Here is a 12,968-nt window from a genome sequence, read left to right as displayed (position 1 = left end):
TAAAGCAGGCAGGGTCAGAGGCTGATCAGCCGCGCGCCGCCGTCGGTCTCCAGCACGGTGCCGGTGACGTTCGGGTTGGTGGCCATGAACACCACGCCGTCGGCCACGTCGTCGGCGGTCCCGACCTGCCGGGTGGGCAGCGCCGCGGCGAGCTGCGCGAAGTACGGCTCACGCTGCTCCGCCGGCATGCTGCTCCACCACGCCGTGTCGACGACGCCGGGCGAGACGGCGTTGACGCGGATCGGCGCCAGCTCCGCGGCCAGCGGCTTGACGGTGGCCTCCAGCGCGCCGTTGATCGCCGCGAGCCCCGCGGTCCCGGGCATCCCGGTGCGCGCGCTGATGGCGGTCAGCAGCGTGATCGACCCGGCCGGCGCGAGCCGCGGCAGCACCGCCTGGATCGTGGTGAGGTGGGCCCAGAACTTCGCGTCGAAGGCCCGGCGCAGTCCGTCCAGGTCCAGCTCGGCGATCGGGCCCGCGCCCTCGGCGCCGCTGAGGCTGACCACCAGCACGTCGACCTGGCCGAGGGATTCGGCCACCGCCGCCATCGCGGCCGCGTCCCCGCCGTCGGCCTGGTGGCCGGTCAGCTCCGGGTCGGTGGCCGCGATGGCGTCGAGCTTTTCCTTGCCGCGCCCGGTGATGTGGACGTCGTAGCCCCGCTCGCGCAGCTTCCGCGCGGTCGCCAGCCCGATGCCCGAAGTGCCCCCAGCGACAAGGGCCGTGCGCTTGCTCATGTGTTCTCCTAGTGCTGAACCTAATTCGAACCGTGCCGTCTCGTCTCGAATTACGCTACCATCGTTTCCCATGACCGACCAGCCCCCTCGTCCCGGCCGCAAGCGCAGCGAGCAGAGCCGGGACGCGATCCTCGCCGCCACCCTGGAGCTGATCGTCGAGGTCGGGTACGCCGGCCTGACGGTCGAAGGCATCGCCGCGCGTTCGGGCGCGGGCAAGCAGACCGTCTACCGGTGGTGGCCGTCGAAGGCGGACGTGCTGATGGAGGCGCTGGCGACCAAGGCCGACTTGATCGTGCCGGTGCCCGACCACGGCTCGTTCGCCGAGGACCTGCGCGAGTTCCTGGTCGCCACGTTCGCGCTCGGCACCAAGCAGCCGGTGAGCGACACGCTGCGGGCGCTGATGGCCCAGGCCCAGCTCGACCCGGTGTTCGGCGACCGCTTCCGCGAGGACTTCCTTTCGCGACGCCGCGAAGTGCTGGACCGCATCGTGACCAGGGCGGTCGAGCGGGACGAGCTGCCGGACGGGCTCAAGCGGGGCACCGTGCTCGACGTCGTCTTCGGCACGCTCTGGTACCGGCTGCTGGCGACGCACGAGCCGCTCGGCCCGGAGCTGGCCGACGAGCTGGTGGCGCTGCTCGCTACCGCTTGAGGTGCCGCACGACGCGGGCGAGCTGCTCCGCGTACTCCTCGGCGAACTCGGGTGACGAGGGGTCCTGGCCGGTGATCGCGCGCGCGACCCGCGGGAACGCCAGCGACGCGCTCGCCGCCGCCATCAGCATCAGCATCAGCGCCGCGGGGTCGACGTCCTCGGGGAAGTCGCCGGCCTCCTGCCGGGCGCGCACGTAGTCGACCTGGCCGCGCAGGAACTCGCGCTGCGCCTCCACGCCGACCGCGTCCGGCGCGCCGTCGGTGAGGTTCTCCCACAGGAAGAGCCGGCCGAGGTCGGTGTCGGCGAGGCCGGTGCGCACGAAGTCCGCCGCGACCTCCGCGAGCGGCCGGTCCGTCCCCGCGAGCGCGGAGAATCCTTGGTACACCGGGCTGTTCAGCTCGTTGTACAGGCCTTCCTTGCCGCCGAAGTAGTACGAGATCAGCTGTTTGTTGACGCCCGCGCGTTCGGCGATCTCGCCCACGCGCGCCGCGGCGTAACCCTTGCTGCCGAATTCCGCCTTCGCCGCTTCGAGGATCCGCGCCCGCGTGCGTTCGCGATCGCGCTGACGCTCGCCGGGGCGGGGGGAGCGGCGGGGGCTGTTCTCGGGCACGGGCTCAGCCTAGCCGGTGACTCAATCATCCTCACGGTTGACTTAATCATCTATACGGATAATTATGGACGCCGAGACCAAGGGGAGTGACCATGAGCGAGAACCTGAGAGTGGCCGTGATCGGCGGCGGCACCGGCGGGCTGTGCCTGGCGCACGGGCTGGCGGCGGCCGGCGTGGAGGTCGCGGTGTACGAGCGCAGCCGCACCCGCACGGAACGGTTGCAGGGCTACCGTTTGCACATCAACCCGCACGGCTCGGCCGCGCTGCACGAGTGCCTGCCGGCGCCCGCGTGGGAGCGGTTCCTGGCCACGCGCGGGAAGGGGACCGGCGACTTCGCGTTCGTCACCGAGCAGCTGCGGGAGCTGGCCGTGATCGACGAGGAGACGGGGGCGGACCCGGCCGCCGCGCACCACTCGGTCAGCCGGATCTCGCTGCACCAGGTGCTTTCCGCCGGGCTCGACGGGATCCTCTGGTACGACAAGGAGTTCGTCCGCTACGAGACCGGGCCGAACGGCGTCACGTGTTTCTTCGCGGACGGCACCACGGCCGAAGCGGACCTGGTCGTGGGGGCCGACGGCGCGAATTCACGCGTGCGCGCGTTACTGCTGCCGCACGCCGGACGGGTGGACACCGGGATCACCGCGGTCGTCGGCAAGTACCCGCTGACCGCGGAGACCCGGGGCCTCGTGCCCGCCCGGCTGACGGCGGGGCCGAACTTCGTGCTCCCGCCACGCGGCCGCGCGATGTTCACCGCGCCGCACGAATTCGCCGGCGCCGAGGTGAACGACGAGACCGCCGCCGTCGACCCGGTGCTGTTCGACAACACCGGCAGCTACGTGACCTGGGCGTACGGCGCGTCGGCCCGGCGCCTCCCGGATGGACTGTCCGAACTGGACGGTGCCGGGCTGCGCGCCGTGGTGCTGGACCAGATCCGGGGCTGGCACCCGGGCCTGTCCCGGCTGGTGGAGCTGTCGCCCGAGGGCACCGTGAGCCGCCTGCCGATCAAGACCTCCGTGCCGGTCGAACCGTGGGAGACCGGTCCAGTCACCCTGCTGGGCGACGCCGTGCACAGCATGACGCCGTTCCGTGGGATCGGCGCCAACACGGCGCTGCGGGACGCGCAGTTGTTGTGCCGCAACCTGATCGGTGCCAACCTGATCGACGCTGGGGAGGTCCGCGCGGCCGTCGCGGACTACGAGCACCGGATGCGCGTGTACGGCTTCCAGGCGGTGCGCGCCTCGGCCCGCAGCGCCGAGGATTTCGTCACCGAGAACCGCTTCGCCCGCGCGATGTCCCGCAGCATGTTCGCGGTCGTCGGCTCGATTCCCGCGCTGAAGCGCCGAATGTTCGCCGAGCACGGCGAGTCGTGAGTCAGAGCCGGCGCGGGGCCTCGATGCCGAGCAGGCCCAGGCCGAGCACCAGCGTCCGCGAGGTCAGTGTGGCGAGCTGGACGCGCGACGTGCGCAGCTCCGGCGTCGCGGCGGCGAGGACCGGGCACTGCTCGTAGAAGCGCGAGAACGTCACCGCCGTCTCGTACAGGTAGGTGCACAGTTTGTGCGGCGCGTACCCCGAGGTGGCGGCGCGCAGGGCTTCGCCGAACCGGAGCAGGGTGAGGGCCAGCGCGCGTTCGGCCGGTTCGCCCAGCAGCACGGGCGCCTGCGCCGGCTGCTCGCCCGCCTTGGCGAGGATCGACTCGATCCGCGCGTGCGCGTACTGCAGGTAGACCGAGGTGTTGCCGTCCTTGGCCAGCATCCGGTCCCAGGCGAACACGTAGTCGCGCTCGCGGTCACCGGACAGGTCCGCGTACTTCACCGCGCCGATGCCGACGGCCCGCGCCACCGCGCGCTGCTCGTCCGCGCCCAGCTCGCTGCGCTCGGCGACCACGGCCGCGGCCTGGGTCACGGCCTCGTCGAGCAGGTCGGCGAGCTTGGTCGTCTCACCGGCGCGCGTGCGCATCACCTTGCCGTCCGCGCCGAGCACGGAGCCGAAGCCGATGTGCTCGGCTCGCACGCCGTCGAGCCAGCCCGCTGCGCGGCAGACGGCGAACAGCATGGCGAAGTGCTGGGCCTGCGGCGTCCCGACGACGTACAGCAGGTCGGTCGCGCCGCGCTCGGTCGTCCAGTACTTCGCGGTCGCCAGGTCCGTCGCCGCGTAGCCGTAGCCGCCATCGCGCTTGCGGACGATCAACGGCAGCCGGTCGCCTTCACGGTTGTGAAAGCCTTGGGGGAACACGCAAACGGCGCCGTCGCTGATCTCGGTGAGGCCGTCGGCCTCCAGCTCGTCGACGACCTTGCCGAGGTACTGGTTGTAGAAGCTTTCGCCGTAGATGTCGGCGTCGGTGAGCGTGATGCCGAGCAGCCGGTAGACCTCGTTGAAGTGCCGTGTCGATTCGTCGACCAGCTCCTGCCAGACGGCGAGCGTCTCGGCGTCGCCGCCCTGCAGCTTGACCACGCGCTCGCGCGAACGCGTCGCGAACGCCTCGTCGGAGTCGAACTTCCGGCGCGCGGCCTGGTAGAACGCGTTGAGGTCGCCGATACCGCTGGGGCCCGCGGGCGGCTCGTCCAGCAGGTGCTCGATGAGCATGCCGAACGGCGTGCCCCAGTCGCCGAGATGGTTGTGCGGCAGCACTTCGTGGCCCGCGAACCGCAGCAGCCGCGCGATCGCGTCGCCGATCACCGACGAGCGCAGGTGCCCGACGTGCATCTCCTTGGCGACGTTCGGGCTGCTGTAGTCGAGGGCGATCCGGCGCGGCGCGGCCGTGGGCGCGACGCCGAGCCGGTCGTCGCCGCCCAGCGCCGTCACCCGCTGCTCCAGCCATTCCTTGCGCAGCAAGAAGTTCAGGAACCCGGGCCCCGCGATCTCCGGCGTCTCCGCGACGCCGTCGAGCTCCAGGTGCGCCACGATCAGGCCCGCGACCTCGCGCGGCGGCCGGCCGAGCCGCTTGCCCAGGCTCATCGCGAGGTTGCACTGGTAGTCGACGCCCTCGCGGGCGGAGACGGCGATCAGCGCGTCCTCCGGGGCGATTTCGACGTCCAGGGCGCGGCCGACGGCGTCCACCACGCGTCGCGCCAGTTCCTCGCTCACCTCAGTCGCCTGCATGGTGTCCCTCCTTCGGTTGCCGAGTCGCTGAAGCCTAGCGACCCGCCCCGAGCGGGACCGAGGGGATTACCGCAGCTCACTGCCCTTCGTCTCCGGCATGCGCAGGATCACGAAGAACGAGATGGCCGCGGCGACCGCGACGTACCAGAAGAACACCACCGACGCGCCGGCCGCAGAGAGCGCGCTCAGCACAAGCGGCGCGGTGCCACCGAAGACGGCGACGGTGAGGTTGTACCAGGCGCCGATGCCCAGCCCGCGCAGTTCGGTGGGGAAGAGCTCGCTCATGATTGCCGGCGCCAGGGACGTCATCGCCGTGTAGAGCCCGAGCCCGACGCAGAACATCACGAGCACCCCGCCGAGGCCCGGCTGCACCAGATAGGACAGCGGCACGATCACCAGCGCCGTCAGCCCGGCCCAGACCAGTAGCTGCGGCTTGCGCCCGGCGCGGTCGGCGAGCGCGCCCATCGGGTACTGCAGCGCGACGAACAGCGCCGTGGCGATGGACAGCGCGAGGAACGCGTCGACGTCGCTGACCCCGCGGGTCTTCACCGCGAAGGACGTGAGCGCGCTGAAAAACGTGTAGTAGCAAAGGGTCGAGAGCATGGTGAAGCCGATCAGCTGCCCGACGGCCTTCGGGTGCTCGGTCAGCGTGGTCCGCAACGGCTTCTCGACGCGCTTCGCCGCGCCCTTGTTCTTCTCGAACAGCTCGGTCTCGGCGAGACTGCGCCGCAGCCACAGGCCGATGACCCCGAGCACCCCGCCGAGCAGGAACGGGATCCGCCAGCCGTACGAAGTCAGCTCCGCCTTGTCCATGGTGCGCGCCAGGACGAAGCCGAGCACGGTCGCGACCAGCACGGCCGAGCCGGTGGAGATGTAGAAGAACGACGAGTACCGCCCGCGGCGCTTCGGCGGCGCGATCTCCCCGAGGTACGCCGACGCGTTCGACACCTCGCCGCCGAGTGAAAGCCCTTGCGCCACGCGGGCGAGCAGCAACAGGATCGGCGCGAGCCAGCCGACCTGCTCGAACGTCGGCAGCACGCCGATCGCCACCGAGCCGCCCGCCATCAGCACGATGGTGAGGATCATCGCGGGCTTGCGCCCGTGCACGTCGGCGAACCGGCCCAGCAGCACCCCGCCGAGCGGCCGGAAGAAGAACGCCAGCGCGTACGTGCCGAAGGTGTTGATCAGGGCCAGGGTGTCGTTGCCCGGCGGGAAGAACGCGCTCGCGAAGTAGATGCTGAACGTCGCGTAGACCGTCCAATCGAACCACTCGAGGGCGTTGCCCGCACTGGCGGCGAAGAGCTTGCGCACCGGAAGCCGGTGCCGTACCTGGACATCCTTCGTCGGTTCGGGCACGGTGACCTCCACGTCTGCGGTGAGTGGAACGGCACTTTGCCAGATTCGTCCGGTTGCCGAAAGATCCGGACGAAACATTCCGGTAAAGATTCCCCGGGCCGGGCCGCCGGTCCCCGGCTCAGGCCGTGCTGGCCAACGCGAACGGCAGCACCGCCTTCGCCCCGGACCGCCGCAGCAGCCGGGTGGCCAGGGTCATCGTCCAGCCGGTGTCGATGACATCGTCGACCAGCAGGATCGGCCCGGTGGTCGCGGCGACGCGGGCGGCGACGTCCTCGGGCAGGCTGAGCCGGCGCCACAGGTCCGCGAGCCGCTGGGCGCTGTTCGCCTGCCGGGGCGGCGGGCCGGCCGATTCCAGCGCGCCCAGGAACTCCAGCCGCCCGATCTCCGACAGCTTCGCGGCCAGGCTGTGCGTCAGCCGCGGGCGCGTCACCGACGGCACCTCGACGACCGCCACCGGGCGCTCCGCCCACTGCCACCCCGCGAGCACCTTCACGCAGGCCTGGAACACGTTCTCGGGCACCTCGACGTCCGCCGCGCCCGGGCCCAGCAGCTCACGCAGCCGCGAGCCCCAGCCGACGTCGGTCAGCCGGCCCAGCACCTGGCCCGGCTCGGCCAGATCGCCCGCCGCGATGCGGCCCGACAGCGGGACGTCGAGGCCGCTCATCCCGCTCGGCCACTGCTTGCGCGGGGCGACCGCGACGCCCGGCCGGTCCAGCCGTTCCCGCGTCGCGCCCGCGACCTCCTCCGAAACCGAGGTGTCCCAGTGTTGTCCCGTGCAGTTGTCGCATCGGCCGCAGGGCGCGGCGTCGGGGTCGTCGAGCTGGTGGCGCAGGTACTCCATCCGGCAGCCGGTGGTCGCGATGTAGCCGAGCATCGCGTCCTGCTCGGCGGTGCGCGCGGAACTCACCCGCGCGTACCGCTCCCGGTCGTATTCCCATGGCTGCCCGGTGCTTTCCCAGCCGCCGCGCACCCGCCGCACGGCGCCGTCGACGTCCAGCACCTTCAGCACCATTTCCAGCCGGGAGCGGGAAAGCTCGACGGTCGGCTCCAGCGCGGCTGTCGAAAGTGGACGGCCGGCGTACGCCAGCGACTCCAGCACCTGCGAGACGCGCAGCTCGTCCGGGAACGCGAGCGAGCCGAAGTACGCCCAGATCGCCCGGTCCTCGCGCCCGGGCAGCAGCACCACCTCCGCCCGCTCGACCCCGCGCCCGGCGCGCCCGACCTGCTGGTAGTACGCGATCGGCGACGAAGGCGCGCCCAGGTGCACCACGAAACCCAGGTCCGGCTTGTCGAACCCCATGCCCAGCGCCGAAGTCGCAACGAGCGCCTTCACCCGGTTGCCCAGCAGGTCGTCCTCCGCGGCCTGCCGGTCGGCCGGGTCGGTCTTGCCGGTGTACGCCGCGACCGGGTAGCCGCGCTCGCCCAGCAGCGCCGCCACGTCGTGGGCCGCCGCGACGGTGAGCGTGTAGATGATCCCGGACCCGGGCAGCTCCGCCAAGTGCTCGGCGAGCCAGGCCAGCCGGGCCTGGTCGGTGGGCAGCTCCGCCACCGCCAGCCGCAGGCTCTCGCGGTCGAGCGGGCCGCGCAGCACCAGCGTGTCGCCGCCGTTGCCGATGCCCAGCTGGTCGGCGACGTCCGTGGCGACCCGGTCGTTGGCCGTCGCGGTGGTGGCCAGCACCGGCACGCCGTCGGGCAGGTCGCCCAGCAGCGTGCGCAGCCGCCGGTAGTCCGGCCGGAAGTCGTGGCCCCAGTCGGAGATGCAGTGCGCCTCGTCGACCACCAGCAGGCCGGCGCTGGCGGTGAGCTTGGGCAGCACGGCGTCGCGGAAGTCCGGGTTGTTCAGCCGTTCGGGGCTGACCAGCAGCACGTCGATCTCACCCGCGACGACGGCCGCCTGCACCTGGTCCCACTCCTGCGCGTTCGCGGAGTTGATCGTCGCCGCCTGGATCCCGGCCCGCGCGGCGGCCGAGATCTGGTTGCGCATCAGCGCGAGCAGCGGCGAGACGATCACGGTCGGGCCCGCGCCCTGCTCCCGCAGCAGGGCCGTGGCCAGGAAGTACACGGCCGACTTGCCCCAGCCGGTGCGCTGCACGACGAGCGCGCGCCGATGGTGCGCGACCAGTGCCTCGATCGCCGTCCACTGGTCCTCGCGCAGGGTCGCGTTGTCGCCGGCGAGCGCACGGAGCAGGGTCTCGGCGCGTTCGCGCAGGGCTTCGGTGGTGTCCACGCCCCCGGTCTACCCCATCACCCCGACAGTCCGGGAACCGACGGGGTCGCGAACGGTCCGCTCACAACCGGAAACCCACCGTGTTGTGACCTCAATCACCATCGAGACCCGCGTAAGGACGGCCCGGCTCGCGACTCTCCCGGGCGACCGGTCCCTCTCGGGGGAGGCGACGGGTTGCCCGGCGATGGACCCCCTTGACCGCCGGGTGCGGTGCGCGGCCGGCTTCCCCCGGGGAGCGGGGAGGCCGGGCCGTGCACCGCGTCACCCACATCGCAGCCGAGCGGCAGGCCTTCGCGCGCCCGCGCGTATAGGCTCACGCGTTATGTCACCACGCCGCATCGGGGTCATGGGCGGCACGTTCGACCCTGTGCACCACGGCCACCTCGTCGCGGCCAGTGAGGTCCAGTCGCGGTTCGCGCTGGACGAGGTCATCTTCGTGCCGACGGGACAGCCCTGGCAGAAGACCGCGCGCCGGATCACCCGCGCCGAGGACCGGTACCTGATGACGGTGATCGCCACCGCGTCCAACCCGGTGTTCTCGGTCAGCCGCGTCGACATCGACCGCAGCGGCCGGACCTACACCGTGGACACGCTCCGGGACCTGCACGAGGAGTACCCGCAGGACCAGCTGTTCTTCATCACCGGCGCCGACGCGCTGGAGCAGATCCTGACCTGGCACAAGGCCGACGAGCTGTTCGACTTCGCCCATTTCATCGGCGTCACGCGGCCCGGTTACCGGCTCAATTCCCGCCATCTGCCCAGCGGGAAGGTCAGCCTCGTCGAGGTGACGGCCATGGCGATCTCGTCCACCGCGTGCCGCGAGCGGGTGGAGAGCGGTGAGCCCGTCTGGTACCTCGTGCCCGACGGCGTGGTGCGCTACATCGCCAAGAAGGACCTCTACCGCAAGGACCAGGGTGAGTGACTCCGGGGGCACGGGTACCCTCGTCGGGCATACCCCGAACCCTGAAGGAGCACCGTGGCAGCGACGTCCCAGGCACGAGAGCTGGCCGTGGCGGCCGCACACGCGGCCGCCGACAAGAAGGCCAGCGACGTCGTCGTGCTGGACGTGTCCGACCAGCTCGTGATCACCGACGCCTTCGTGATCGCCTCCGCGCCCAACGAGCGCCAGGTCGGCGCGATCGTCGACAACGTCGAGGAGCAGCTGCGGGTCGGCGGGCACAAGCCGGTCCGCCGCGAAGGCGCCCGCGAGGGCCGCTGGGTCCTGCTCGACTACGTCGACGTGGTCGTGCACGTCCAGCACCAGGAGGAGCGCTCGTTCTACGGCCTGGAGCGGCTGTGGAAGGACTGCCCGCGCATCGAGGTCGAGGGCCTCGACCAGCCCCCGGCCGACGAGGCCGACGACGAGGTCGAGGACCTGGACGCGTGAGCCCGCGACGGCTGCTCCTCTGGCGCCACGGCGAGACCGACTACAACGCCGCCGGCCGCATGCAGGGGCACCTGGACTCCGCGCTGACCCCGGTCGGCTGGAACCAGGCGCGGTTCGCCGTCCCCGCGCTCGCGCGGTTCTCCCCGGACCTGGTGATCGCGTCGGACCTGCGCCGCGCCACCGACACCGCCACGGTGCTGACCGAGGCCATCGGCGTCCCGCTGCGCATCGACAAGCGCTTGCGCGAGACGCACCTGGGCGAGTGGCAGGGCATGACCGGCGCCGAGGTCGACGCCGCCTACCCCGGTGAGCGCGACCGATGGCGCACCGACGCGGCCTGGGCGCCGCCCGGCGGGGAGTCGCGAGTGGACGTCGCCGGGCGCGCGGGCGAGGTCGTCAACGACCTGCTGCAGCCCAATTCCGACGTCGGCGACGCGGTGCTGCTCGCCTCGCACGGCGGGCTGATCGTCGCGCTCACGGCGAAGCTGCTGGGCCTGCCGATCGAGATCTGGCCGTCGCTGGGCGGCATCATGAACTGCCACTGGGTGGAGCTCGGCCGCCGCGACGGGAAGTGGCGGCTGCACGCGTACAACGCGGGCATCACCGGCTGATCGATGGCGCCGCACCTGCTGGTCTTCGGCGATTCGCTGAGCTTCCACGGTCCCGAGGGGCCTTGTCCCGCCGACGATTCACGCTTGTGGCCGAACATCGCCGCGGCCGATCTGGGCGGGCACGCGGACCTGGTCGCGGGCATCGGCTGGACCGCCCGGGACGTGTGGTGGTCGCTGACCGGCGACCCGCGCGTCTGGGCCGACCTGCACCACGTCGACGCGATCGTGCTCGCGATCGGCAGCATGGACACCCTGCCGTCGCCGCTGCCGACCTACCTGCGTCAAGGGCTGCGCTACCTGCGGCCCGACGGCGTGCGCCGGGTCGTCCGCGGCGCCTACCTCGCCGCACAGCCGAAGCTTTCCGTCGCGCTGCGGGGCCGTCCGGCGGTCCTGCCTGCGAAGCTGACGGTGCACTATCTCGACCAGTCTGTGGCCGCGTTGCGCGTGCTGCGGCCGGAGCTGCCGATCTTCGGGATGCTGCCGTCAGTGCACCGTGCTGACGCGTACGGCGGCGTACACACCGCGCGTCCGGGCGCGGCCGCGGCGATGGCTTCGTGGGCCGCGCGCACCGACGTCCCGTTGCTCGATCTCGCCGGTGTCGTCGGCGAGCATGTGCTGAGCGGCGCGGGAAACCCGGACGGAATGCACTGGGGCTGGGCCGGTCACGCGGCGGTCGGCGCGGCGATGGCGAAGCTGATGGCCCCGGCGCTGAGCGACGTAGGCTGACGGCGTGTCGGTCGCCGTGGTCACGGACTCCACCGCCCACCTGCCCGAGGGCTTCGCCGAGCGGCATGCGGTACGGGTGGTGCCCCTGCACGTCCTCGTCGACGGCGTGGTTTCCCTCGATGGCAAGGAAATGGGCCCCGCGGCGCTCGCGGAGGCGCTGGGGGAGCGCAAGATCGTCACCACGTCGAGACCGACGCCCGCCGAGTTCGTCACCGAGTTCCGGGCGGCGCTGGCCGACGGCGCCGATTCGGTGGTGTCCGTGCACCTCTCGAGCGAGCTTTCGGGCACGTGGGAGGCCGCGGTGCTGGCGGCGCAGGAGGTCGGCCCGGACCGCGTGCGCGTAGTCGATTCGCGGACCACGGCGATGGGCCTGGGCTTCGCCGCCCTGCACGCCGCGATCGTGGCCGCCGGCGGTGGCTCCCCGGCCGAAGTCGAGGCGGCCGCGGCCGAGGCGGCCCGGCACTCGTCGACGCTGTTCGTCGTCGAAACCCTCGAGCACCTGCGCCGCGGCGGCCGGATCGGGCCCGCGGCGGCGCTGCTGGGCACCGCGCTGGCGATGAAACCGGTGCTGCACATGGCCGAAGGCCGCATCCTGCCGCTGGAGAAGGTGCGCACGATGAACCGGGCGATGGCGCGGCTGGTGGAGCTGGCCGTGCAGGCCGCGGGCGACGGGCCGGTCGAGCTGGCCGTGCACCACCTCGCTTCGCCGGAGCGCGCCGTCGACCTGGCGAACCGCCTGGAGGAGAAGATTCCGGGCTGCTCGGGCGGTTGCGTCGTCTCGGAGATCGGCGCGGTGATCGGCGCGCACACCGGGCCGGGAGTGCTCGGGGTGGTCGTGCAGCGCGCGTCGTAGCGCGTGTCTGAGAAAGCCGGTCTCGCGGCCGCCGCCAGCCCGCACAGCGACCCACAACCGTTGCCAGACACGCGCTAGGACGCGCGAGCGCTCAGTCGGTGTGCGGGAACGAGTGGTGCTCGTGCGTCACCAGCCAGCGGTCGTCTTCCTTGCGCAGCCCGATCGTCAGCCGCAGCCGGTTGTCCGGTGGGTCTTGCGGGGTGCCGCAGCGCAGGAGCGCCCAGGCGAACGCGACGTCGCGGCCCGCGGTGACCTCCAGCTCCAGGATTTCGAACGACGCTCCCCGCGCCTGCCACTCGAAGAACGGCGGCCAGGTGGCGGAGTAGTCGTCGATCCCGCGAATCCCCTCCTGGGGCGGCGGAACGTCGAACATGACCAGGCCGTCGGCGTGGTCCCGGAGGACTCCGGGGAGGTCGCCGGTGTGGACGGCCTCGGCCCAGCTCTCGATGAGCGTGCGGATTCGCTGTTCGTCGGTGGCCATGGGGTGTCCCTTCCTCCGGTGCGGCACCGCCGGGGGAGCCCGGGCCGGCGTGGAAAGCTCCTCGCAGGTGACGGGTCAGTCTCCCACTCCACACCGACGAAAACACCGCTCGCGGGCCCGCTTCGGAGCGGGTTGTCCCCGACCGGCCGGTTGCTGGCGTGGGAACTCCTCGCAGGTGACGGGCCAGTCTCCCATCCCAACCCGACGAAAACGCCATCTGTAGGCCCGCCTCGGGGCG

13 protein-coding genes are annotated in these 12,968 nt (G+C 71.9%); 7 read left to right on the top strand and 6 right to left on the bottom strand.

The annotated features are described in order from the left end of the window. Window positions 1-14: 14 nt before the first annotated feature. Window positions 15-731: an SDR family oxidoreductase gene (locus tag OG371_RS01720; protein WP_329064820.1), complete on the bottom strand. Its 717-nt coding sequence runs from the start codon at window positions 729-731 to the stop codon at window positions 15-17. 70 nt (window positions 732-801) lie between these two features. Between OG371_RS01720 and OG371_RS01715 the strand changes: the two genes are divergently transcribed. Further along, entirely contained in the window at window positions 802-1,380 is a 579-nt protein-coding gene (locus tag OG371_RS01715) for a TetR/AcrR family transcriptional regulator (protein ID WP_329064819.1), read from the top strand. Here OG371_RS01715 and OG371_RS01710 read toward each other — a convergent pair. Further along, window positions 1,370-1,990, bottom strand: a complete 621-nt coding sequence (locus OG371_RS01710) for a TetR/AcrR family transcriptional regulator (protein ID WP_329064818.1) — start codon at window positions 1,988-1,990, stop codon at window positions 1,370-1,372. The genes OG371_RS01715 and OG371_RS01710 overlap by 11 nt on opposite strands. 92 nt (window positions 1,991-2,082) lie before the next feature. Between OG371_RS01710 and OG371_RS01705 the strand changes: the two genes are divergently transcribed. Beyond that, on the top strand, window positions 2,083-3,360 hold the full coding sequence (locus tag OG371_RS01705) for an FAD-dependent oxidoreductase (RefSeq protein WP_329064817.1): 1,278 nt from the start codon (window positions 2,083-2,085) through the stop codon (window positions 3,358-3,360). A 1-nt stretch (window position 3,361) separates the two neighbouring features. Here the strand turns inward: OG371_RS01705 and argS are convergent, their stop codons facing one another. The 3 genes from argS to OG371_RS01690 all read right to left on the bottom strand — a co-directional run bounded on the left by argS (window position 3,362) and on the right by OG371_RS01690 (window position 8,672). Further along, complete coding sequence (argS, locus tag OG371_RS01700) at window positions 3,362-5,089, bottom strand: arginine--tRNA ligase (protein ID WP_329064816.1); 1,728 nt, start codon at window positions 5,087-5,089, stop codon at window positions 3,362-3,364. Between the two features lie 66 nt (window positions 5,090-5,155). Next, the gene (locus OG371_RS01695) at window positions 5,156-6,445 is read right to left on the bottom strand and encodes an MFS transporter (protein WP_329064815.1); all 1,290 of its coding nucleotides are present in this window, start codon (window positions 6,443-6,445) and stop codon (window positions 5,156-5,158) included. 118 nt (window positions 6,446-6,563) lie between these two features. Then, the gene (locus OG371_RS01690) at window positions 6,564-8,672 is read right to left on the bottom strand and encodes a RecQ family ATP-dependent DNA helicase (protein WP_329064814.1); all 2,109 of its coding nucleotides are present in this window, start codon (window positions 8,670-8,672) and stop codon (window positions 6,564-6,566) included. A gap of 322 nt (window positions 8,673-8,994) precedes the next feature. Between OG371_RS01690 and nadD the strand changes: the two genes are divergently transcribed. From nadD to OG371_RS01665, 5 genes are read left to right on the top strand one after another with little or no spacing between them, the layout of a single operon-like run. Beyond that, window positions 8,995-9,594 (top strand): nicotinate-nucleotide adenylyltransferase, encoded by a 600-nt coding sequence (gene nadD / locus OG371_RS01685; protein WP_329064813.1) that lies wholly within the window; start codon window positions 8,995-8,997, stop codon window positions 9,592-9,594. Between the two features lie 54 nt (window positions 9,595-9,648). Then, window positions 9,649-10,059, top strand: coding sequence for a ribosome silencing factor (gene rsfS / locus OG371_RS01680; RefSeq protein ID WP_329064812.1), 411 nt, complete (start codon window positions 9,649-9,651; stop codon window positions 10,057-10,059). Further along, window positions 10,056-10,670, top strand: coding sequence for a histidine phosphatase family protein (locus OG371_RS01675; protein WP_329064811.1), 615 nt, complete (start codon window positions 10,056-10,058; stop codon window positions 10,668-10,670). Before rsfS ends, OG371_RS01675 begins: the two co-directional genes overlap by 4 nt. Before the next feature lie 3 nt (window positions 10,671-10,673). Continuing rightward, window positions 10,674-11,396 carry a diglucosylglycerate octanoyltransferase gene (gene octT, locus OG371_RS01670; protein ID WP_329064810.1) on the top strand — a complete coding sequence of 241 codons (723 nt, stop codon included), beginning with the start codon at window positions 10,674-10,676 and terminating at the stop codon, window positions 11,394-11,396. Between the two features lie 4 nt (window positions 11,397-11,400). Beyond that, a complete protein-coding gene (locus OG371_RS01665; protein ID WP_329064809.1) occupies window positions 11,401-12,249 on the top strand; it encodes a DegV family protein in 849 nt (282 codons plus the stop codon). A 91-nt stretch (window positions 12,250-12,340) separates the two neighbouring features. Here the strand turns inward: OG371_RS01665 and OG371_RS01660 are convergent, their stop codons facing one another. After that, complete coding sequence (locus OG371_RS01660; protein WP_329064807.1) at window positions 12,341-12,730, bottom strand: nuclear transport factor 2 family protein; 390 nt, start codon at window positions 12,728-12,730, stop codon at window positions 12,341-12,343. Between the last annotated feature and the right edge of the window lie 238 nt (window positions 12,731-12,968).

Origin of the sequence: Amycolatopsis sp. NBC_01480, assembly GCF_036227205.1 — a bacterium.
GTDB lineage: Bacteria > Actinomycetota > Actinomycetes > Mycobacteriales > Pseudonocardiaceae > Amycolatopsis.
This window is presented reverse-complemented; position numbering and strand designations above follow the sequence as displayed.